We start from the raw sequence: 21,629 nt of genomic DNA, 5'->3' as shown, positions 1-21,629 counted from the left end.
GTCTGCGCAAGCGCGCTGCCACCGGCAAGCACGAGTTCGATGCCTTGTGCCACGATCTGGACATCGAACACCGCCTGGCCCCGCCGCATCATCCGCAGACCAATGGCATGGTTGAGCGTTTCAACGGCCGGATCGAGGAAGTTCTGCAAAGCCATCACTTCCGCTCCGGAGAAGAATTGGAAACCACGCTGCACCGCTATGTGCTGCTTTACAACCAGCAGCTTCCACAATCAGCCTTGGGAAGCAAAACCCCATTGCAAGCGATGAAAGACTGGCACAAACTCAAACCGCAACTGTTCAAGAAGCACCCATATTACCTGCCGGGATGTGACACCTATGATACCTCAAAGGATTTTCTTGTTTGGAAGCGACGCTCGCCCTGATCAATGAATACGGAACACTGATTTTCTCGCTGTTGATTGAGGTTTGTTTGCCATGATTTGCCGCCATATCGACGACAGACAACGGTGGCCACGGATGTTTGCAATAGCCTGAGTTTAGGATTCTAGGGTAAAGGGTGGCTGGGCGCCGATATTACGGCGGCCAGTACCATTGGCTTTTTATTGCGGATATTTAGTCTGCTGACCCCAGCGCCATAACGACAATCATTTCCACCCGCATCCCAGCCCGCGCCAGTGCAACGCCACCTGTGGCGCGGGCAGGCGGCGCATCGCGGTCCACCCAAGCATCCCAAACCGAATTCATCCCCGCAAAATCGGCCATATCAGCAAGCCAGACCTGCACCGAGGCGATATCAGATTTCTTGCCACCAAGCGAGGCGACCACCTTATCGACATTGGCAAGCACTTGGGCGGTCTGATCGGTGATATCTGCGGTCAGATCATTGGGGACTTGGCCCGCCAGAAAGGCGATGTTTCCGATACAGACAGCTTCAGACATGCGGGCGCCGGGGTTTAGTCGGGAGAGAGTCATGGTGTTTCCTGTTCTTTCAATCATTGTCATTTGAGGCGGCACCCGCACCCGCGCGTGAGGCGTCGGATGCGGGAACCGTGGTGCGCAAGGCAAAGGCATTTAGGGCTGTAACCGTATTTGCCGCGATGGCGGGTGATGGGGTTTGGGGATGATGTACCGCCAAGCCCGGCCGGATGGACAGACGCAGCGCCACAGCTGTTTGTCCTTCAAGAGCAGCAAACGCCGCAGGCGATGTTGCGCCATTTGCATCAATGTCCAAGCGCCTACCGTCCCATTCCAGCGTGACAATCCCGCCCGCAGCCTCGGCGATCACGCTTAGGAACGGACATAGTAAGATGGGATGGTCAACAGGCCCGGTCAGAATGGCGCCACTGGTCAAGCCACCGGGCAAGGTTGCATGATCGCTTAGGGTTGCGCCCAAAACCACGGGGCAAAGGGTTTTGCCCGTAGCCGCCTGCCATGCACCGGGGGCGACTTTGGGGCACAAATCGCCCCATGCGCGGCCTTGTGCGGCCGTCAAATGCGACAAAAGGTGCCGCGGGCCGTCAATGCCGCGCGCTGTCAACCAGCTTGCGGCAAAGCCTGCCTCCTCGGCCAGCCCCCAACTCATACCCGCCCCGCGCGCGGCTTTCAGGCAAAGGGCGGTTACTTCGTTTTGTGACATTTGCGCCGATTGATCGCCGCTGAAAAAGGCAGTGGAATCGCCGCGCGTTTGATCACTTGGCTGCTGGGTCATGCGCGTGGCCCCAATACTATCTCATCCGGGAACGCAGCGCCTTGGAACAGGCTAATCCTGATCCAGCGGTCCGAGCGTGGGTCAAAGCGATCCGCCCCGAAAAACGCCAGCTTGCAGCGCATCATGTCGATGGGTAGCATATCGATACCAATCAGGTTGTCACGAATCTCGGCATAAGGATGGGTTGCGGCCATTTGGGCGCGCCGCACCATAAAGCGGTGGTCGGGATGGGCCAGCAGCAGGGTTGCCACGGGGGTATCCCCGTCCAAGCCTTCCAACGATGCGGCCAGAAGGGAAGCAAGGCGGGCGATGCACAAAGGTTGTTCCAGCGAACCACCGTCCTCGCGTGCGCGCTCTCCCAGACGAGGTTCCAACTTCTCCTCCGACACATACCAGAACCGCGCAATATTCTCCGGCAAATCGAAGTCAATCGCCAGCGCCCAGGCGTAGTGTTGCTGCAAGATCGCGTGCAACTCAGACACGCGCATGGCACCGTTCAGGCGGAAGGACACCTCCTCATCCGCGCCCATGGTTTGTGCCAGATCGTCGATCAACGCGCCGTGGGGTTCCAGCACCAAGGATAAAAGCGCCTCTTGCCCTTCCAGCGACAGGTGCGCCTCGCCCCAGTGCCACAGCGCGTCCCAAGGGGTTGGGGCGGTCCAATCCCAGCCGGGCAGGGTGGCTTTGACAAGGGCAAGATCACGGCGCAAATCGGCCAGACGGGGGATTTGAACAGGGTGATCGGAATGCCACGCCCGGGCGTTCAGGATGGCGGCGTCCAGCGCGCTGTGAAGGTCTGCTATGGCCTGCTGGGTGGCACCCGGCTGCGCGCGAACGCGGGCCAATGCCTCCTCTCGGGCAATGGTCCAGTTGTTCAGCAAGGTCGGGTGGCGCACCACAAAGGGGGCCATGCCCAGCCCGGTGGAATTGCCCACGCCAAGGCTGCGGCGCAGGGCAGGGTCCAGACGGATGGCGCGCGCGCCGCCGTTAAGCCGCGCCATATGTTCAACGATATCAACGGTAAAGGCGCGGATCAGCCAAACGGTCAGCATCTCCACTTGAAACGGGCCGTTCAATTCAGCGCGGGTGGCGATGCGGGCGCGGTCTGACGCGCCGAACTTGCCCGATCCGTAAACGGCGGTGGTGCGCATGAGATAGCCCACGGCGGCAATCTCGGCCTCGTCGGGTTGGCGGCCTTGCGACAGGGCATCGACAACATGGGCGAACAGACGGACGGAACGGTTGGCACGGGCAAGGGTCAGCTCGCGCGGGGTGATGCGGCCAGCCTCCTGAAAAGGCACATTGGCGCGCAGGCGGTCAATATCGGCAGGGGTTGGATCGCCGTCAAACAGGGTGAAGGTGGCATCCCAAGCGGTGGCTATAACCCGGTCCGACCGCATATCATCGGGCAGATCATGGGCAAAGGCCACAAGGCTGTAGCAGCACCCCGGCCCCTGCACGCGGTAAACGGCGTGGCCGACGCCTTTGTCGTCGACCTGCCAGACGGGGCGGTCACATTGCCAGCCTTCGGTCTCAATTCGGCGCAGCAGCACGCGCAGGAATGACAAGCGGGTAGGGTGCCCCGCCCCCATCCGCGCAAGGCGCATGACATTTGCCGGATCACGGCGAAACGGGGCGGCCGCGCTGGAAATTTGGGGGGCGGGATTGGTCATCTCAAATGCTCCTGTATGTGCAGCTATTCGGCGGGATTTGGCTGAATCGTGGCCTTTTGCTGTTTGCCCAACATCAAGGTGATGCGCAGGGCGTCCCAAAGCGAGGGCAGCAAGATCAAGGACACGGGCACCGCCGTCACCACGATAAAGCTTTGCAATTTGCCAATACCACCTGCGCCTGTGGAAATCAGGATCAAGGCCATTACCCCCATCGACAAGCCCCAAAAGGCACGCAGAGGGGTTGAGGGTTCACCCTTGGACATGGAGGTGGAGATGACATAGCTCATCGAGTCGCTGGTGGTGGCCACGAACAGCATGGTCAGGATCAGAAACAGCACCGATAGGATCAGCCCCGATGGCATGGCTTGGGTGATGGCCAGCAATCCGGCGGGCAGGTTGAACCCTTCAAACGGGCCAGAGATGACGCCTGGCGTTGCAATTTCAAACGCAATGCCCGAGCCGCCGATGATGGTGAACCAGAAGTTGGTGATCAAGGGTGCAGCGATTGACAGCATGATGATGATCTGGCGGATCGATCGGCCCCGGCTGATGCGGGCAATAAAGATCGCCATCAGGGGACCATAGCCCATGAACCAGCCCCAGAAGAACACGGTCCACCAGCCCAGCCAGCCCGGCTCACCAAACACACCAGCTTCGCCGCGATACATCGCCATCTGGAAGAAATTTTCCAGATACACGCCCATGCCGCCGAAAAATCCGGTCAGGATGGCAGCAGTTGGGCCAAACACCAGCAAGAAGGCCAGTAGGCCAAGCGCAAGCGCCACGTTGATGGTGGAGAGAAGCTGGATGCCTTTGGAAAGGCCGCTGATCGCCGACAGGGTATAAAGCGCCACCAGCCCCATGATCACGACGGCTTGAGTGGCGAATGTGTCTGGCACCCCCAACAGCGCATTCAAGCCGTAGGACATCTGCAAGCCCAGAAACCCGATTGGCCCCACGGTGCCCGCAACCACGGCAACGATGCACGCAGCATCGGCAATGGTGCCAATCGGACCCTTGATCGCCCGATCACCGAACACCGGATAGAGCAAAGTGCGCGGTGCCAGTGGCAGGCCTTTGTCATAGTGGTAATGCATCAGCATCACGGTGGTCAGCGACCCAAGGATCGCCCAAGCCAAAAAGCCCCAATGCAGGAAACTTTGCGCCAATGCGATGTTGGCGCGGGCCTGCATATCGGCGGGCGCATCGCCAAACAGGGGTGGGGTGGATAGGAAATGCGCAATCGGCTCTCCCGCAGCCCAGAACACGCCGCCGCCTGCCAGCAGCGTACACATGATCATCGAGGCCCAGTTAAAGGTCTTGAACTCGGGCTTGGCAAGCCCGCCGAGAACAGCGCGGCCGCCCGGCAAAACGCACAGGACCAGACCGATCAGAAAGGTCGCAAGCAGCAAAATTTGCCAGTAAAGGCCGAAATACTTGGCGGCAAAGGCAAAGCCTGCATCCACAAGGGCCGACAGCCCTTCAATATCAATCAGCGCATAAAGGCAAAACAACGCAATAAAGCCGCCCGAGATGGCGAACAGTGGCTTGTCGACATTGCCCAGCCACGAGCCGCCCTGCGGGTCTTTTGGTTTTGGTGTGGTGTTGGTCATATTACGTTCCTCCCCGAACGAATTTTAAGGCGCGCTATTCAGCGGCGCGGCGGTGTTGGCGATTGGCTGCAAGCTGCGGGCCAAAACTTTTGTCGAAAAAGGCGTGCCAGTTGGCGCCCATCACACCGTCAACGGTGGTGGCATCCATGCCGCTGGCGAGCAGGCCGGCACGGATTTTGGCGAAATCGCGGTTGTCGTGGAACCAGTCGCACATTGGCGGAAAGCCTGCGTTTGTGGCGCTGCCTTCGCCGTAATCAATCTCTTTGGTCCAGCGGCCCACGCGCATCCATTCGACGATGCTGTCGGGCTGGTCTTGGCACAGATCGGTGCCGATCCCGACTTGGCGAGGGCCAACCAGATCGCAGGCAAGTGCTGCCATATCGCACCAGTCTTGCAAGGTGCAGGCGCTGCCGCCTTTCAGGTGATGCGGATAGGCGGACAGGCCCAGAAAACCACCGCTTTCCCCAAGGGCGCGCAGCAAATGGTCGGATTTGTTGCGCAACGCAGCGTGCCAGCTGTGCGGATTGGCATGGCTGATGGTGATGGGGCGACTGGAACGGGCGATGGCATCAAGGGTGGAACGCTCGCCCGAATGGCTCATGTCGATGACCATGCCGACGCGGTTCATCTCGGCCACCACGGCGCGGCCCATGCGGGTCATGCCGCTGTCCTCGGCCTCATAACAGCCGCAAGCCAGCAGGGATTGGTTGTTATAGGTCAACTGCATGAAGCGCAGGCCAAGGGTGTGGAGCACCTGAACAAGGCCAATATCATCTTCGATGCAGGATGGGTTTTGACTGCCGAAAAAGATCGCAGTACGCCCTGTGTCGCGCGCAAGCTGCACATCCGCCGCCGTGCGGCCCTGAAAAATCAGGTCAGGGTGGCGTTCAAACCAGCGGTTCCATGCCTCGATCACCGCGACGGTTTCACGGAAGGTTTCGTGGTATGTGACGGTCACATGCACCGCATCAACCCCACCCGCGCGCATCTGGCGGAAGATTTTTTCCGACCAGTTGGCGTATTGCAGGCCGTCGATCAGGGGCTTCATTCTGGCGCCCCCGCCGCGACATAGGCGGTTTTTACGCTCGTGTAGAATTCGGCGGCATAGCGGCCCTGTTCGCGCGGCCCATAGCTGGACGCCCCGCGCCCGCCAAATGGCACATGGTAATCGGTGCCCGCCGTTGGCAGGTTCACCATCACGCAGCCCGCCCGCATATTGCTGCGAAAATGGCTGGCGCGCGACAGGCTGCGCGTCATTATCCCCGCGGTCAGGCCAAAGTCGCTGTCATTAGCAAGCGCCAGCGCCTCGGCATAGCTGCCCGCGCGCTGGACGCAGGTGACGGGGGCAAACATTTCCTCGCGGTTCAGGCGCATAGCGTTGGTGGTGCTTGCAAACACCGTGGGGGCCATGAAATAGCCGTCGGTGGCGCGGTCAAGGCGGGTGCCTCCGCACAAAAGCTCTGCTCCCTCGGCGCGGCCAATGTCGATATAGTCAAGGTTGCCCTTTAGCTGGCCTGCGCTGACGACGGGTCCGATTTGGGTGCCATCCTCCAGCGCGTGACCGACCTTGAACGCCTGCGCCGCTGCAACCAGCTTTTCCACAAACTGATCATGCACTGCCGCATGCACGATCAAGCGGCTGGCGGCGGTGCATTTTTGACCCGTGCCACCAAAGGCCGAATTGGCGGCATGGGTCACGGCCAAATCAAGATCGCAGTCTTCCATCACGATCAACGGGTTTTTGGAACCCATCTCCATCTGGATCTTGGTCATATTCTGGATCGCCGCCGCCGCAATCCCGCGCCCGACAGGAACCGAGCCGGTAAAGCTGATCGCGTCAATGCCGCGGCTTTCCACCAGCCGCTGGCCCACATCGCGCCCCGAGCCCAGCACCATATTGAACAGGCCTGCAGGGATATCTTGCTTGGCGATAATCTCGGTCAGGGCCACGGCACTGGCGGGCGTCAGGTTGGCAGGTTTCCACACCACCGCGTTGCCGAACGCCAGCGCGGGCGCGATTTTCCAAGCCGGCGTTGCCACCGGAAAGTTCCACGGGCTGACGATCGCCACCACACCCACGGGTTCGCGGCGCACGTCAATTTCAATACCGGGGCGCACCGATTCTGCCAAATCGCCCTGATTGCGTAAGGTTTCCGCTGCGAAATAGGTGAAGAACTGGCCGGCGCGGTAAACCTCGCCCTTGCCCTCGGTGGCGGGTTTACCTTCCTCGCGGGCGATGATGCGGCCAATTTCCTCGGCGCGTGCCATCATCTCGGTGCCAATCGCCATCAGCACATCATGGCGCTTTTGCACGCCTGCGGCCCACCAGATTGGCTGCGCGCGCCGGGCGGCAGTAATCGCCGTATCCAACTGGGCCGCATCCGCTTGGGCATACATGCCAATCAGGTCGGTCGTATCGGACGGGTTGCGGTTTTCCACCTGCGATGTGCCAGTGGTCCAATGGCCGTCGATGTAAATGCCAGTGCGCTGTGTCATAAAAGCCTCCGTGAATTTTAGTGACGATAGACTTTGGGTGTGCATTCAGTCACTCTTGAAAAACTTAATATAATTTCAGGAAATCTTAATGTCAGTGAAGCTGGAAATGTTGCGGGTGTTTCGCACGGTGGCGGAAAAGGGCACGCTTGCACTGGCCGCCGATGCTTTGGGGCGCACGCCCTCGGCGGTGTCGATGATGTTGGCGCAGCTGGAGGCGCAGATCGGCGCGCCGCTGTTTGAGACGGACCGAAAGAACCGTTTGACCCCCTTGGGCCAATTGGTTCTGGATGAAAGCTGCCGCGCCACGGATGTGTTTGACCGCAGCGTTAAGGCGATTTCGCGCCACGCGCTGTCCACAGGTGGCATTGTGCGGATCGCGGCGGTGCCTTCGGCCACGGTTTCCGTTTTGCCTGGCGTGCTGACAGCGTTTCGCGGCGCGTGGCCGGATGTCCGGGTGGAGATCAGCGATGTTGACAGCGCGGCCGTGCGCCGCCGGGTGCAGCGCGATGAGGCCGATATTGGGATTCTTTCTGCACGCCCCGGAAATAGGGCAGAGGGAGAACTGATCCTGAGCGATGATCTGGGGATCGTGTGCCGCGAAGGCGGTGCCATTCACCGCGCTCATCTGGCACAGGGTGGCACATCAAGCTGGGATGTGATGGTCCATGAGCCGCTGATCGCCAATCCGCTGTGTTTGCTGGTGGATGACCCGGGCATCCGCACCCTGCTTGCTGCCAGCAATCTGGCCGCGCGCAATACCACGGCCATTCTGTCCTTTGTCCGCAGCGGCTTGGGGGCCAGCATTCTGCCCTATGATGCCATCGCGGGCCAGCCCGAGGGAGTAGAGTTTTTTGTGCCTTCCCGCCCGATTGCCCGCAGAGAGTTGCGCAAAGTGCGGCAAGAAGGCGGGCGGCCCAACCCACCGTTGGAGGCATTTTGGGCATTGCTGGACGGCACTCGGGGGGGCTGTTGCCCCAGTTAACACCATGTGGATGCAAACAGCGATGGGCCTTGGGTGGCACCCCCGTCAACCCACCGCCGCGATGATGATAATCTCAACCAGCAGGTCATCGCCTGTCAACCGCGCCTCGCCGCAGGCCCTTGCGGGGGCGCAGTCTTGTGAAAGTTACGAAGCGGATGGCGCTGTGCAGATGCTCGCCGTTATACCAATTGGCGAAGGATTTCACCCATGCCTGAGCATCTGTAAAAATTGCTCGGAAGAGACCGGAACTAAAACAGGGCAAGGCCGATGGTGGTGACAAGATTCCGGTGCCCGCGCGCCTTGACGCGAACGACTCAGAAGCCGATCTCGTTACTATGGAATGTCACCCTTTAAGCGGGGTCCACCAATACCGCGTTTGTGAAGCGCTGTTTGTCAATCGACTGCTTTGATGGCTATGCCCTTGGATCGCGCCATTTCTGCCATCGCTTTGTCAAAGGCTGACCTCGGAAGATTAACCAAAGTAAACCGCTTTTTTTCTCTTGGACGATCCTCATCCAACGCCTCAATCACCAATTCTACATTTTCTTCGTTGATGTGAACTTCAACTTTGATTTCAGCATTTTCAAAGTCGACTTCATGGCGCCGGCCATTATTGCCGCGGATGATAACATAGGCCATTTTTTCATATCTCCCGTGCAAACCAGCGAATACGCCCGATAATGTTGACCTCTTCTGCGGTACGTTCATATTCGGGGTAGTGCTTGTTGTCCGAGATGACCCGCACAGCGGGCGGATCGCTGTTTGGCACATGCTGCAGTCGCTTGGCGACCAGTCCGATGCCATCGTCGAGCACGAAGATGCCTGGCGGGTTCGGGGACTGGCGGGTCATGTCGACAAGCACGGTGTCACCGTCCAAGAGGGTTGGCTCCATGCTATCACCTTCTACAGTCATGATGCGCAGCTGTGATGGCGAAGCTCTCAGCCCATTTTTGATCCAGGATCTTCGGAAGTGGTAGGCGCGCCCAGGCGCTTCGTGTTCTTCAAGGGCGACAGACCCGCCGCCCATTGATGGGCGGATGCCAGCATGGGTAATGGAAACGAACGTGTCATCTGGATTTCCGATGAACGGCGATGTTCCCTCCACATCACCGATGCCGTGGATCAACCATTCAAGCTCCACCTTTAGAACGCGGGCAACTTCCCCCAGCCGATCAATGCCAGGCCGCGTCGAGCGGCCACGCAGGATATCATATACGAAGGAGCGGTTTACGCCGGCCATCTCTGCGACATGCGCGGGGCTTAGTCCAAGCTGGCTCGAGCGTGCGTGCAGTCGGTCAGAAATCGTATGGTGTTCGGTCATGTTATCCCCAAGGGCCTGTGGATTAGAAAGGATAAGATAGGATTGCGTGATGATCGTCAAGGCGCTAGAACATAAGTGGAACGAATGCACGTAAGATTTGGGGGGAAGATGGATATTGAAAAGGCTTATTTTTCGCTGCCCGAGGTTCTAAATCGTTGGTCCATTGCTGAGGATGATCTGATTTATCTCGCCGAGAATAACAATGTTCGGCTTTCGATTCGCGTCTTCAATCTATTTCTGGAGTTTGGCGACTACGATGCAGACATCGATGGGGCACTGTTTCGCGTACCCCATGAGCGGAAGAGCTTTAGCGGGCTTTTGGATCTGCACGCCTGCGATGTTTTTCATCTGTTTCGGGCTGGAGAGATCCATCTCAGCGAGTTTCGGTATGATCGGTGCGGTTATGCCTGCCTTCAGGATGCTCAGATACCCCAATATGTGGTTATTGGTGACCTTCTTCTGCGGCGAGCAGAACGGGATATCTATGAAGTAAAGTCAGGCTTTCATGCGGGAATTAGAAATGCGCCAGAGCGTACTTTTATTGCTTCGCATGGTTACAAAGAGGTGCGCTGCAACGGGCACCTGTTCCAGCTGGGCCCCATCCAAGCCGAGGTCGTTCGGGCGCTGCACGCGGCGGCCGAGGCTGGGCAGCCTTTTCAGAACGGGAAGCTGATCTTGGGGGCGGCCGGATCAAAGAGCCTCAAGATGGCGGATGTTTTCAAGTCCAAGGAAAACTGGCGAGAACTGATTCGGTCCGACAGGCGTGGAAATTACTGCCTGAACGTCGACTAGGCACTTTCATATGCCCTTGGTGGGGGACGAGTGTGGGGGGTTGTGAAGGGGATGAGCGGTGGATGCTCATCCCCTTCTTTCATTTTTTCTATTAATTTCAAGGCTGCTCCCATCCCCCTCTGCATCCACCGCCGATCCCGACGACATCCCACATCAGTATTTTGCATCTTCGCTCTGTAGCCATCAGAGGAGAACGCGATGCAGCACCAAACCTGCCTCACCCAAAAGGAACTTGCGCGGCGCTGGACGATTTCGCACCGCACGCTGGAGCGCTGGCGTTGGGTCGGGGAAGGCCCCGTTTACATGAAGATCGGCGGGCGGGTGGTTTACCGTCTCGACGACATTCTTGCCTTTGAGCAAGCGCAGTTGCGCCAGAACACGACCTCGGTCGCCGGGGCAGGGGCAGCATGATGATGGCAAGTTTCAGGCCTGCTCATGTAGCGCCGATCCACGCATCGACCGACGAGATAGCCTTCTGCGCATGGGTGGCACAAGCCGCGCCCGGCGAGACGCTGGTCTACCATCGCGGCTTTCTCGCCGTCGATACCTTTGGCTCGGCCTCGCCTCTTTCGCCCGAACGCCGCTCAACCCTGCGTCGGACCGCCGATGCCGCGCTGCGCGCCGCCGAGCAGGATCTGGTCCACCTCGTTCAAGCCCGGATCGGCCCTGACCAGTTCGCCTACATCGCCGTTGCCCGGCGCAAGCCCCACAAGGCCGGCGCCTCCCTTTCGATGCGCCTGCTTGAGGCCGCCTGATCCCCCCATTCCCCGACAAGGAAACCCAAATGCCTTTTCCTGACAACACTCCCGACATCAACGAGCTGATCAATCTGCCCGTGGGTGAAATCGCTCTGCTGCCCGTGGACCTGCTCGCCGTCCTGCAGCGCGAGATCGACGCGGCCGCCAAACAGATGAAGGCCGTGACCACGCGCTTCAACACCGCGCTGGAGGTTCGGTTCGCCACGCGCGCCGCGAAAGAGCGCAGCGCTTTGGGCAAAGACACCGGCACGGTGCGCTTTGACGAGGGTGAATTCACCATCGTCGCCGATCTGCCTAAACGAGTGGATTGGGATCAAAACCGGCTTGCCGCCATGGTCGAGCGCATCCGCGCCGCAGGTGATGACCCCGCCGAATATGTCGAGATCAGCTTCAAGGTGCCGGAACGCAACTATGTCGCCTGGCCCGATGCCATTCGTCAGGGTTTCGAGCCCGCGCGCACGGTGCGGACCGGCACGCTGAAGGTCATGCTCGAGCCGAATGAGGTCCGGCGATGACAGTGCTTGCCCCCATTTCGACCTATTGTCAGGACCTTCCAAGCTTGATTGACCGAGCCGCAACCATGCTTGCGGGTGCAAAGTGCGCAGCTGAGGTTCTCGAAGCCCGCGAAGCGGCGGGTCTCGCCTACGATACTGCCAAAGGGGCCGCACGCCTTGGCCGGGCAAAAGCGGCGCATGATGATCTGGTCGCTGCGGCACACCGTGCCCAGGCTGATGCACTTGAAATCGAGGCCCTAGCCAAGCGCCGACTTGCTGATGAATACGATTCTGCGCAAGGGCGGGGCGAGGTTAAGCGTAACGGTGGCAACCGCAGCACTGTTGAAGACCGCAACACTGCGTCCGCTTCAGATATCGGACTGCGCCGCGACCAGATTTATGATGCCAGACAGCTTCGTGACGCTGAGGCGAATGACCCCGGCATCGTACGCCGCACTTTGGATGATCGCCTCGCGCGGGGCGAGGAACCCACTCGGTCGGCTTTGCGCAAAATGGTTGTCGATGCTGCCATGCGCGGGATGCGACCGCAGCGCCGCCCCAATCGTTGCAATCCGCTCTATGTGGCACCCACGCGTGAACAGGCCGCCTGGCGGCATGTCACTGGGATATTCCGCGCATTTGCCGAATGGGCCACCGACGAGAACCTTGCCCTTGCACGCAAGGGCATGCGGGAGGCGAGCGATACCCCATTTCACGCTCTCGACGCCAAGGCCATCGCCCAGGGGTCTACTGCTTTCACAACAATCAAGGAGTGGTCTGATGCTTGATAGTCAATCAGCGGCATTTGCCGAACGTGTCTGGGAGGTGGCCTCCCAGCTTGGAAACAACGCCCCAAAAATCGCCGATGACATGATGGAAACTGCGTTTCCACTCACCTGTACGCAGGCGCGGCAGGAAGGGGCGCTGCGGATGCTGCGCATCGGCGTCATCACGGAGGTAAAACGCACCCTACGCAACCGGAGCGACGTTCTGGGCCAGTCAGATTTCTCCGAGTTGAGCGAGAACTTTGCACCTCTTGTCCAAGACCTGCGCTCAAAGTCCTACTTTGTCGAAAGTGCTGAGGAATATGTCTCGATCTCTGGTCTGATCGCCGAGCCGGATCTGCTGGATGACGCACGCCGCTTTATGCGGCGCAAGGGCAAGGAATGCTTGGACGAGGCCGACCGTCTTGATGCGCTCTACGTGGCGGTGACCTGTAATGGTGCTGATGCATCTGCTGCAGCGCCGGAGGTGCTGGCATGATCGGCGCGCTTCCCATCATCACCGCTGATCAGCGGTTGGCCAAGCCTCGAGGGATCAAGGGCTGCATCTTCGGGAAATCCGGCATCGGCAAGACCAGTCTTTTGTGGTCGCTGAATGCCACGACGACCCTGTTCATGGATCTTGAAGCGGGCGATCTCGCCATCGAGGGCTGGCAGGGCGACACGATCCGGCCGCGTACCTGGATGGATTGCCGTGATTTCGCCGTGTTCATCGGTGGCCCGAACCCCAGCTTGCGCGACGATCAGGCCTACAGCCCGGCGCATCACGCCGCCGTTTGCCAGAAGTTCGGCGACCCCGCCGTGCTGGAACGCTACGAGACGCTGTTCGTGGACTCGATTACCGTTGCCGGGCGGCTGTGCTTTCAATGGTGCAAGGGCCAGCCTGAGGCGTTCTCGGAAAAAACCGGTAAGCCGGATGTCCGGGGGGCTTACGGGTTGCATGGCCGCGAAATGATCGCTTGGCTTACGCATCTGCAGCACACCCGCGGCAAGAACATCTGGTTCGTTGGCATCCTCGACGAGAAGCTCGATGACTTCAATCGTAAGGTGTTCTCGCCCCAGATTGATGGCGCCAAAACCGGGTTGGAGCTGCCCGGGATCGTCGATCAGGTGATCACCATGGCGGAGATTGCCGGTGCTGATGGGCAGCCTGCGCGCGCTTTCGTTTGCCAAACGTTGAACCGCTTCGGCTTTCCGGCCAAGGACCGCTCCGGGCGGCTCGACATGATCGAGGTACCCCATCTCGGCCAGCTGATGGCCAAGATCCACGGCCCAGTACGCCCCGCAGCAGCGCGTCTGACCTATTCGGCCGCTGTGCAGGACCAGCCAATAGAGGCTGCCGCTAACCCCTCCCACGTCAATTGAAAGGATAAATCCGATGACCGGACTCTGGAACGATTTTAACTCTGCGCAATCAAGCAGCAACGTGATCCCCAAGGGCACGCTTGCCAAGGTGCGCCTGACCATCCGCCCGGGTGGTTTCGACGACCCGTCGCAGGGTTGGACCGGCGGCTATGCCAAACGCGGCGCTACCGGCGCGGTTTATCTCGACGCCGAATATACCGTGGTTGAAGGGCTTTACGCCAAGCGCAAGATCTGGTCACTGATCGGGCTTTACAGCCCGAAGGGCCCCGATTGGGGCAATGCCGGGCGGGGCCTGATCAAGGGCATCCTGAACTCAGCGCATGGGCTCGATGACAAGGACAACTCGGCGCAGGCACAGGCCAAACGCCGGATCAGTGGCTTTGCGGAGTTGGACGGGATCGAATTCATCGCTCGGATGGATATCGGTTCTGACACCAACGGCGAAGACAAAAACGAGGTCCGCTCAGCCGTCACGCCCAGCCACCGCGATTATGCGCAGCTGATGGGGCGTGGCGGGGCAGCTCCGATGCAGGGTTACGGCCAACCCCCGGTAACGGGTGCGCCTCAGCAGGGTTATGCCGTCCCGGCTCCGGCCTACGCAGCACCTGCTCAACAACCGCAACCCCAGACGCCACAAGCCCCTGCGGCCCCCGGTTTTTCCGGGCGTCCCAGCTGGGCTGAGTGAGGGGGAGCAATCATGCGGCTGCGTCCCCGTCAGAAAACCTTTGTTGAGCGCAGCCTTGCTGCGCTCAACGCCCATGGCAACACGCTGGGCATCGCGCCGACGGGTGCTGGCAAGACGATCATGCTGTCGGCGGTCACCGGTGAGGTGATCGGCGACAGCGCCGCCAAGGCCTGCGTGCTGGCCCACCGCGATGAGCTGACTGATCAGAACCGGGGCAAGTTTGCCCGGGTCAATCCGGGCATGACCACGTCGGTTGTCGATGCCAAAGCCAAATCTTGGGCGGGTCAGGTGACCTTCGCCATGGTTCCGACTCTGGCCCGGATCGGCAATCTGGCGGGAATGCCGAAGCTGGACTTGCTGGTGATCGACGAGGCGCATCATGCGGTGGCGGCAAGCTACCGCCGCATCATCGACCATGTTCGCAATGCCAATCCTGACGCCCGCATCTTCGGTGTCACCGCCACCCCGAACCGGGGGGACAGACAAGGCCTGCGCGAGGTGTTCGACAATGTCGCCGATCAGGTGCGGCTGGGCGAGTTGATCGCTTCGGGCCATCTGGTGCCACCGCGCACCTTCGTGATTGATGTCGGTGTGCAGGATAAGCTGCGCACTGTGCGCAAATCGCTGGCGGATTTCGACATGGCAGAGGTCGCGTCGATCATGGACCGTGCTCCGGTCACCGACGAGGTCATCCGGCACTGGAAGGAGAAAGCGAGTGACCGTCAGACCGTGGTGTTCTGTTCCACTGTCGCCCATGCCGAACATGTTGCGGCAGCATTCAACGCCGCAGATGTACCGGCGGGGCTGATCCACGGCGATCTGCCGAGTGAAGCGCGCCGCGATATTCTTGCCCGCTATGCCGCCGGGGATATTCGCGTCATCGTCAACGTGGCGGTACTGACCGAAGGCTGGGATCACCCGCCGACCTCCTGCGTCGTGCTGCTGCGCCCCTCATCCTACAAATCCACCATGATCCAGATGGTCGGGCGCGGGCTGCGGACCATTGATCCGGAGGAACACCCCGGCGTCATAAAGACCGACTGCGTCGTGATGGATTTTGGCACTTCGAGTCTGATCCACGGCACGCTGGAACAGGAAGTCGATCTCGACGGCAAGACCGAGACTGGCGAAGCCCCGACCAAGGCGTGCCCGGCCTGTGGGGCTAACATTCCTCTGGCCTGTTTCGAATGCCCGCTCTGCGGCGAGGTTCTTGGCGCTGATGACGACGGCGACGCCGATGCGCCGAGGCGCGCCGAGTTGACCGGCTTCATCATGACGGAGATCGACCTTCTGAAGCGCTCCAGTTTCGCCTGGATCGATCTTTTCGGGGCCGATGACGCGCTGATGGCCAACGGGTTCAACGCCTGGGGCGGCATCTTTTTCCTCGAAGGACGCTGGCATGCGGTCGGCGGCGCAAAGGGCCAAAGCCCCCGGTTGCTGGGCATTGGTGAGCGGACCGTCTGCCTCGCGCAAGCCGATGATTGGCTGAACGAGGTCGAGACCGATGAAAGCGCCTTCAAGACGCGCAGCTGGCTGAACCAAGCCGCTACCGAAAAGCAGCTGCAATATTTGGCCCCCGCCTATCGGCAGGATTATGGCCTGACGCGCTATCATGCCTCGGCACTGATGACCTTCACTTTCAACAAGCGGGCGATCCGCCAGCTGATTATGGCGGCGGCTCCTGATGCGCGCAGGGCAGCATGAGCCATGTCGCGCAAATCCCATCCCCGCCCACAGCGGCTGAGGATCGACCGCTGCCTGCGCGCAACGGGCATCTGCGCCCAAGCCTTTGCGCTGTCTGCACATCTCCCACACAGGGCTTTGGTTGGTTCGATCCCCATCAGCCGCGCTCGCACCGAACCCGCCGCTGGTTTTGCTCCATGCCCTGCCAGGGGGTCTTCGCCATGCGCTTCAAAAGAGGACTGAATATGATTGGAACGACCGACGAAGAACGTCTCGCCATCGCGCTCGTGATGAAGCGCCTTGGACAGACCATGGACCAGATCGGCTGGAGCAAACGCCTGTGCGATCTGAACGAGACAGACGTGACCGCCCTGATCGAAGAGGTGCTCGAAGGCTACGGCGCCGAGATGTCGCGCATCGCAAAATCCCAGGAGGCGCCGTTCTGATGCTGGACTACAATTCCCGCCCCAGCTTTGCCGACAAGGTGAACGCCGCAGTCGACGCAACCCTGACCGCTGACAATGCCGCCCGCACCCCGCGCGATTATCTTGGTGGCTCGCGCCTTGGCCATGCCTGCGAACGCGCGCTGCAGTTTGAGTTTACGCATGCGGCCAAGGATGAGGGCCAGGAGTTCAGTGGCCAGTTGCTGCGCATCTTCGCCATCGGGCATGTCCTTGAGGATCTGGCGGTGGCTTGGCTGCGGCAGGCTGGCTTTGATCTCTACACCCGCAAGGGCAATCGCCCTGACGGCGGCCAGTTTGGCTTTTCTATCGCTGGTGGGCGCATTCGTGGCCATGTCGATGGCATCATCGCCGCAGGGCCAGAAGGCTTTGGGTTAGCCATTCCCGCACTCTGGGAATGCAAGACGATGAACGCGAAGAACTGGCGTGCTTGCGTCAAGGACGGGGTCACCAAATCCAAACCGGTCTATGCAGCCCAGATCGCGGTCTACCAGGCCTATATGGACGCGACAGTCCCCGGCATTAGCGCCGCGCCAGCGCTGTTCACCGCAATCAACAAGGATACAGCCGAGATGCACCACGAGTTGGTGCCGTTCGATGCCGATTTGGCGCAGCGGATGTCTGATCGCGGTGTGCGGATTCTGCAGGCCACCGACGCGGGCGAGCTGCTGCCGCGCATAGCCCAGAAGCGCGACTTCTTTGAATGCCGCTTCTGCCCATGGGCTGAGCGCTGCTGGGGGATGCCCGCATGAGCGACGACAACATCATCCACTTCAACCCTTGGCAGGATTTCAACGACGCACCCTTGATCGAGGACCCGTTCGGCGTCGAGCCGGATCCCGCCCAGATCGAAACCTTCATTGACGTCGTCTTCGGCTACTCCGAGGGCCTGATCCCGGTCCGGGGCTTTGTCGACATGGGTCAAGGCAAAGAGGGTCGACCTCACAATATCTGGATCGACGCCGATGCCACCGCGCAAACCAAGCTCGCGACTTTCGCCAATTGGGCGTGGCGCGAAGGCGCGGCCGTCTATGTGATCCCTGGCACAGTCACGGCAGCCGGACAGGCCAAATCCGCCGATGTGCTGCAGATGCAGGCGTTGGTCGTCGATCTCGACGCAGGTGATATCCCTGCCAAACTTGACCACCTGCTGCACCATCTTGGCCAGCCCACCCTGATCATCGAAAGCGGCGGGCGCACCTCAGAAGGTGCCAGCAAGCTGCATGTCTGGTGGCGCATGACCGAATCTGCCGAGGGAACGGCGCTGGCCGAGCTTTGCCGCCTGCGGGGTGAGATCGCCCTCAAGGTCGGCGGCGACACGCATTTTCGCTCCGCGCATCAGCCGATCCGGGTAGCGGGTTCAGTTTATCACAAGCACGGGCATCAGCGCCTGGTGCAAATCCGTGAGCACCACAGCACTGAAGTCGACCTCGACGAATTTGCCGTGCGTGTGGCGGAGATGCCGCCAATACCGGGCGCGGGGATGGCCAGCACCGGGACTGCCGCTTCCGGTAAGCCGACGCTGGACGCGGTGCTGACCACGCCGGTGCGCGAAGGCGATCAGGATGAGTGGAGCCGCTTCACCGGAGCCAGTGCCGCCATTGGGCATTTTCTGCGCATGGTCCATGAAGGTCGTATGTCGCCTGATGAGGGCTGGGAGGCAATCCGCGGCTACAATGCCGCCGCCCTTCGCCCCAGCTGGCCAGAAGAGCGCCTGAAGGCGGAATCCGAGCGCCTCTGGGCCAAGCACATTGAGAAGAATGGCCCGCCGCTGCTCAGGCTGGTCAACAACGCACCGGGCCCACAAGACGTGCCAGCCTTCTCGCTAGGTGCACTGCTGGACGACCAGAGCCCGATGCCCGCTGATATCATCGCTCCGCGCGTGCTGACGCCCGGTGGGCTTCTGGTGCTGGGCGGGGCACCCAAGGTCGGCAAGAGTGACCTGCTGGTCTCCTGGCTTGTCCATATGGCCGCTGGCGTGCCGTTTCTCGACTTCACACCGCCGCGTCCCCTGCGCGTGTTCTACCTGCAGGCCGAAATCCAGTATCATTATCTGCGCGAACGGATGAAGCAGATTTCGCTGCCGCAAAGGGTTTTGGCTGGCGCGCGCGACAACCTGGTCGCGACACCGAAGCTGAAGATGCTGCTCGATACGGAAGGCAGCATGCGCGTGGCCGAGGCCATTCGGCGTGCCTTCCCTGCCGATCCGGTCGACATCATCTGCATCGATCCAATTCGCAATATCTTTGACGGCGGACCCGACGGCGGCGGTGAAAACGACAACACTGCCATGATGTTCTTCCTCAAGGAGCGGGTCGAGGTTCTGCGCGATCATATCAACCCCGACTGCGGTGTCATCCTCGCCCACCACACCAAAAAGCTCAGCAAGCTGCAGGTCAAGGACGATCCTTTTCTGGCGCTCTCCGGAGCCAGTGCGCTGCGCGGCTTCTATACCTCTGGCCTGATCCTGCACCGTCCTGACGAGGAAAGCCCCCAGCGCAAACTGGAGATCGAACTGCGCAATGGGCCTGCCTTGGCACCGAAGCTGATCGACAAAGTCCACGGGGAATGGGTGGAGATCAATCCAATTAACGAGCGGCTGGTTCGGGTCGATCTTGGAGCAAAACACGATGCCGAGCGGGATCGAAAAGGTGAGGTGATTGTCACCATTCTTATGAACGAAGCCATGCAGGGCAAAATGTACACCATGACCCAGTTTGCCGAGGGCTTTGAGAATAAGGCGAGCCTCAGCGGCGCATCAGGAATTCGCGCCCGGTTGAACGTGCTCACGACCAAGGGCGTCGTAAAGTTTGTAAAAGCTGATGCGGCTACCGAAATTGGGCTGCCGCCCGATAACAGCAAATACGGCTACCTTTGCGTGGAGCATATGATCCTCGCAAGCGGGGTGGAGACCGTCGATGCGGACACTGGAGAAGTGCTGCCCGAGGCAATCCAAATCCTGCCCAGCCATTACAAATGCGCTCAAACCGGAGCTGTCCTGCCAGTCGAAAACCCGGCCGTTTGGGTCTATGCGGAGGGCGCAAATCCATGACTATTTCCCTCAGAACCACATGCGAAATTTGGACCACTTGGAGCCAAATTTGGACTTTTTGGGCCAAATTTGAACTCTTTAACAAATTTGAAATCTGGCTTTTTACGTCTGGTTTCAATGTCTTAAAGGGTCAATTTCAAATTTCTCTGGGGGGCCGGCCAAATCTGATGAGAAATTTGAAATACACGAATAATTTCAATACCTTATGCCAAATTTCAAATTTCAAAAAAAGTACCCCTAAGGGGGTAGGTGACCTCCCCGCTAAACGCGGGAGGATCACCACCTACCCCTGGGCATCGTTCTGGGACCCAAGTCTTGGACCGAACCCAAATCCGACGACGGCGGCCAGTACCGCCAAGCATCAACCGCCGTCGTCTTCCACCCGAGCAATCCACCCAAAAAGGAAACCGCCCATGGCTGACCTACCTCAACGCGCCACGATCCGAGGCGCAAGACCTGAATCGCCACTGCCGCCGCAAACGGCCCGTACAATCCTTGCCCTCGACCTCGGCACCACAACCGGCTGGGCTCTGCGCGGCTATGACGGGCTGATCACCAGCGGGACCGTCAGCTTCCGGCCCGGCCGCTTCGACGGTGGCGGCATGCGCTACCTGCGCTTCACCAACTGGCTGGGTGAGCTGGACCGCCTGTCTGGACCGATAGGGTCAATCTGGTTCGAAGAGGTCCGGCGCCACACCGGCACTGACGCAGCCCACGTCTACGGCGGCCTGATGGCGACCCTGACCTCATGGGCCGAGCTGCGGGGCGTGCCTTATCAGGGCGTGCCTGTGGGCACGATCAAAAAACATGCCACTGGCCGTGGCAATGCCGACAAGTTGGCCATGATCGCATCGGCCCGTTCGCGGGGCTTCAGCCCGGCCGACGACAACGAGGCTGATGCCATCGCCATCCTGCTGTGGGCACTGGAAACCCACGGAGGTGCGCGATGACCGGCATGCGCTTCACGCCCAAGGGCTACGGCGGGCACCGCCGCCAGCCTGACGAGGTCAAGCGAGAGGGCTGGAAGGAACAGGGATTGCTGGCTGTCGCCATCGACGATGACCGGCTGACCTGGCCTGAGCGAGAGCTCATTCGCCAGCTTGGCGAAAAACTCTATGGCAAGCGGCCCGAAGGGCAGGGGGTGCGCCATGGCTGACTGGACCCCAAGCATCGTCGAAGCCCGGCTGGCCGAAGCCGCATGGGTTCTCAAGCGCCTGCCCGAGCCACGCCTGTCGGGTTACTTCAGCACCTGGCCCGAGTTCGCCTACAGCTTTGCGGACAAGGTCGAACAGGAACCCAAGCTCATGCGCGTCCTGCCATCGCCCAAAGCCATCAGCCGAATGGAGGAGACGCTGACCTGGACGGTGGGCCTTGACCCGGTCGACGGCAAGATCATCTGGCTGCGTGCCTATGGAACGCGGTGGAAGGAGATCTGCTGGACAGTGGGTTTGCAGCGATCCGCTGCCAATCAGCACTGGCTTTTTGGGCTGTCCGTGATTGCGCTGCGCCTTAACAACCGTCGGTTCAATCGCAACCTGTCGAAGCAGAAGGTAATCAAACTGGCAGGTGCGGCGTAGGGGATCGTGCGGGATAGGAAAGTGTCCGCCGGACACTTTTCGAATGGACATAAACCGGCTCCCGAGGGTATGAATTGGATATACTCGGGAGAGGCGCGTGTAGAAGACTGCCCGTGCAAACGATCTTCGGGTGGATACCGTGGTGGACCCCAGAGTCCGAACCGGGGTCCAGTTCGGGGTCCAGCAAGCCGAGCTAGGGTCGCAGCGTAGTTTTGCGGGTCCCTTC

The 21,629-nt window shown here is 60.2% G+C and carries 25 protein-coding genes; 17 read left to right on the top strand and 8 right to left on the bottom strand.

The window, feature by feature from the left end:
• A partial coding sequence (locus tag BMY36_RS12975) for an integrase core domain-containing protein (RefSeq protein ID WP_139194044.1) occupies positions 1-383 on the top strand: 383 nt, incomplete at its 5' end.
• A gap of 190 nt (positions 384-573) precedes the next feature.
• Here the strand turns inward: BMY36_RS12975 and BMY36_RS12970 are convergent.
• The 6 genes from BMY36_RS12970 to BMY36_RS12945 are packed head-to-tail and all read right to left on the bottom strand — an operon-like array spanning position 574 to position 7,451.
• Entirely contained in the window at positions 574-933 is a 360-nt protein-coding gene (locus tag BMY36_RS12970) for a RidA family protein (protein WP_050519575.1), read from the bottom strand.
• A gap of 16 nt (positions 934-949) precedes the next feature.
• On the bottom strand, positions 950-1,669 hold the full coding sequence (locus tag BMY36_RS12965) for a DUF3726 domain-containing protein (RefSeq protein ID WP_050519574.1): 720 nt from the start codon (positions 1,667-1,669) through the stop codon (positions 950-952).
• Positions 1,666-3,342 carry a hypothetical protein gene (locus tag BMY36_RS12960; protein WP_050519573.1) on the bottom strand — a complete coding sequence of 559 codons (1,677 nt, stop codon included), beginning with the start codon at positions 3,340-3,342 and terminating at the stop codon, positions 1,666-1,668. Before BMY36_RS12960 ends, BMY36_RS12965 begins: the two co-directional genes overlap by 4 nt.
• Before the next feature lie 23 nt (positions 3,343-3,365).
• Complete coding sequence (locus BMY36_RS12955; protein ID WP_050519572.1) at positions 3,366-4,955, bottom strand: BCCT family transporter; 1,590 nt, start codon at positions 4,953-4,955, stop codon at positions 3,366-3,368.
• Between the two features lie 34 nt (positions 4,956-4,989).
• Complete coding sequence (locus BMY36_RS12950; RefSeq protein WP_050519571.1) at positions 4,990-6,003, bottom strand: membrane dipeptidase; 1,014 nt, start codon at positions 6,001-6,003, stop codon at positions 4,990-4,992.
• Positions 6,000-7,451, bottom strand: coding sequence for an aldehyde dehydrogenase family protein (locus BMY36_RS12945; RefSeq protein ID WP_050519570.1), 1,452 nt, complete (start codon positions 7,449-7,451; stop codon positions 6,000-6,002). The genes BMY36_RS12950 and BMY36_RS12945 overlap by 4 nt, the downstream gene beginning before the upstream one ends.
• A gap of 88 nt (positions 7,452-7,539) precedes the next feature.
• On the opposite strand from BMY36_RS12945, the gene BMY36_RS12940 reads away from it, so the two are divergent.
• Positions 7,540-8,433, top strand: a complete 894-nt coding sequence (locus tag BMY36_RS12940) for a LysR family transcriptional regulator (RefSeq protein ID WP_050519569.1) — start codon at positions 7,540-7,542, stop codon at positions 8,431-8,433.
• Positions 8,434-8,826: 393 nt separating this feature from the next.
• Here BMY36_RS12940 and BMY36_RS12930 read toward each other — a convergent pair whose 3' ends face one another.
• Together BMY36_RS12930 and BMY36_RS12925 are read right to left on the bottom strand one after the other, a co-directional pair.
• Positions 8,827-9,072, bottom strand: coding sequence for a hypothetical protein (locus BMY36_RS12930; protein WP_050519568.1), 246 nt, complete (start codon positions 9,070-9,072; stop codon positions 8,827-8,829).
• Positions 9,073-9,076: 4 nt separating this feature from the next.
• The gene (locus BMY36_RS12925) at positions 9,077-9,754 is read right to left on the bottom strand and encodes a LexA family transcriptional regulator (protein ID WP_050519586.1); all 678 of its coding nucleotides are present in this window, start codon (positions 9,752-9,754) and stop codon (positions 9,077-9,079) included.
• 108 nt (positions 9,755-9,862) lie between these two features.
• On the opposite strand from BMY36_RS12925, the gene BMY36_RS12920 reads away from it, so the two are divergent.
• From BMY36_RS12920 to BMY36_RS12850, 15 genes are all read left to right on the top strand, one after another.
• Complete coding sequence (locus BMY36_RS12920) at positions 9,863-10,546, top strand: hypothetical protein (protein ID WP_074818795.1); 684 nt, start codon at positions 9,863-9,865, stop codon at positions 10,544-10,546.
• A gap of 198 nt (positions 10,547-10,744) precedes the next feature.
• Positions 10,745-10,957 carry a helix-turn-helix transcriptional regulator gene (locus BMY36_RS12915; RefSeq protein WP_050519566.1) on the top strand — a complete coding sequence of 71 codons (213 nt, stop codon included), beginning with the start codon at positions 10,745-10,747 and terminating at the stop codon, positions 10,955-10,957.
• The gene (locus tag BMY36_RS12910) at positions 10,957-11,301 is read left to right on the top strand and encodes a hypothetical protein (protein WP_050519585.1); all 345 of its coding nucleotides are present in this window, start codon (positions 10,957-10,959) and stop codon (positions 11,299-11,301) included. The genes BMY36_RS12915 and BMY36_RS12910 overlap by 1 nt, the downstream gene beginning before the upstream one ends.
• Before the next feature lie 29 nt (positions 11,302-11,330).
• Positions 11,331-11,819 carry a hypothetical protein gene (locus BMY36_RS12905; protein ID WP_050519565.1) on the top strand — a complete coding sequence of 163 codons (489 nt, stop codon included), beginning with the start codon at positions 11,331-11,333 and terminating at the stop codon, positions 11,817-11,819.
• Positions 11,816-12,586, top strand: a complete 771-nt coding sequence (locus BMY36_RS12900; RefSeq protein ID WP_050519564.1) for a hypothetical protein — start codon at positions 11,816-11,818, stop codon at positions 12,584-12,586. Before BMY36_RS12905 ends, BMY36_RS12900 begins: the two co-directional genes overlap by 4 nt.
• A complete protein-coding gene (locus BMY36_RS12895; RefSeq protein WP_050519563.1) occupies positions 12,579-13,061 on the top strand; it encodes a hypothetical protein in 483 nt (160 codons plus the stop codon). The genes BMY36_RS12900 and BMY36_RS12895 overlap by 8 nt, the downstream gene beginning before the upstream one ends.
• The gene (locus BMY36_RS12890; RefSeq protein ID WP_050519562.1) at positions 13,058-13,945 is read left to right on the top strand and encodes an ATP-binding protein; all 888 of its coding nucleotides are present in this window, start codon (positions 13,058-13,060) and stop codon (positions 13,943-13,945) included. The genes BMY36_RS12895 and BMY36_RS12890 overlap by 4 nt, the downstream gene beginning before the upstream one ends.
• Before the next feature lie 13 nt (positions 13,946-13,958).
• Complete coding sequence (locus BMY36_RS12885; protein WP_050519561.1) at positions 13,959-14,630, top strand: hypothetical protein; 672 nt, start codon at positions 13,959-13,961, stop codon at positions 14,628-14,630.
• A 12-nt stretch (positions 14,631-14,642) separates the two neighbouring features.
• Positions 14,643-16,334 (top strand): DEAD/DEAH box helicase, encoded by a 1,692-nt coding sequence (locus BMY36_RS12880; protein ID WP_050519560.1) that lies wholly within the window; start codon positions 14,643-14,645, stop codon positions 16,332-16,334.
• Positions 16,335-16,558: 224 nt separating this feature from the next.
• The gene (locus tag BMY36_RS12875) at positions 16,559-16,759 is read left to right on the top strand and encodes a DUF6511 domain-containing protein (protein WP_050519559.1); all 201 of its coding nucleotides are present in this window, start codon (positions 16,559-16,561) and stop codon (positions 16,757-16,759) included.
• Positions 16,759-17,526, top strand: coding sequence for a PD-(D/E)XK nuclease family protein (locus BMY36_RS12870; protein ID WP_050519558.1), 768 nt, complete (start codon positions 16,759-16,761; stop codon positions 17,524-17,526). The genes BMY36_RS12875 and BMY36_RS12870 overlap by 1 nt, the downstream gene beginning before the upstream one ends.
• The gene (locus BMY36_RS12865) at positions 17,523-19,826 is read left to right on the top strand and encodes an AAA family ATPase (RefSeq protein WP_050519557.1); all 2,304 of its coding nucleotides are present in this window, start codon (positions 17,523-17,525) and stop codon (positions 19,824-19,826) included. Before BMY36_RS12870 ends, BMY36_RS12865 begins: the two co-directional genes overlap by 4 nt.
• Positions 19,823-20,776 (top strand): crossover junction endodeoxyribonuclease RuvC, encoded by a 954-nt coding sequence (locus BMY36_RS21025; RefSeq protein ID WP_462498439.1) that lies wholly within the window; start codon positions 19,823-19,825, stop codon positions 20,774-20,776. The genes BMY36_RS12865 and BMY36_RS21025 overlap by 4 nt, the downstream gene beginning before the upstream one ends.
• Positions 20,773-20,982 (top strand): hypothetical protein, encoded by a 210-nt coding sequence (locus tag BMY36_RS12855; RefSeq protein WP_139194043.1) that lies wholly within the window; start codon positions 20,773-20,775, stop codon positions 20,980-20,982. The genes BMY36_RS21025 and BMY36_RS12855 overlap by 4 nt, the downstream gene beginning before the upstream one ends.
• The gene (locus BMY36_RS12850) at positions 20,975-21,403 is read left to right on the top strand and encodes a DUF6362 family protein (protein WP_050519556.1); all 429 of its coding nucleotides are present in this window, start codon (positions 20,975-20,977) and stop codon (positions 21,401-21,403) included. The genes BMY36_RS12855 and BMY36_RS12850 overlap by 8 nt, the downstream gene beginning before the upstream one ends.
• Positions 21,404-21,629 lie beyond the last annotated feature (226 nt).

Origin of the sequence: Pseudorhodobacter antarcticus, from assembly GCF_900110135.1 — a bacterium.
In the GTDB taxonomy this organism is placed as follows: domain Bacteria; phylum Pseudomonadota; class Alphaproteobacteria; order Rhodobacterales; family Rhodobacteraceae; genus Pseudorhodobacter; species Pseudorhodobacter antarcticus.
Note: the sequence above shows the minus strand (reverse complement) of the source record. Positions and strands in the feature narration are given on the sequence as shown.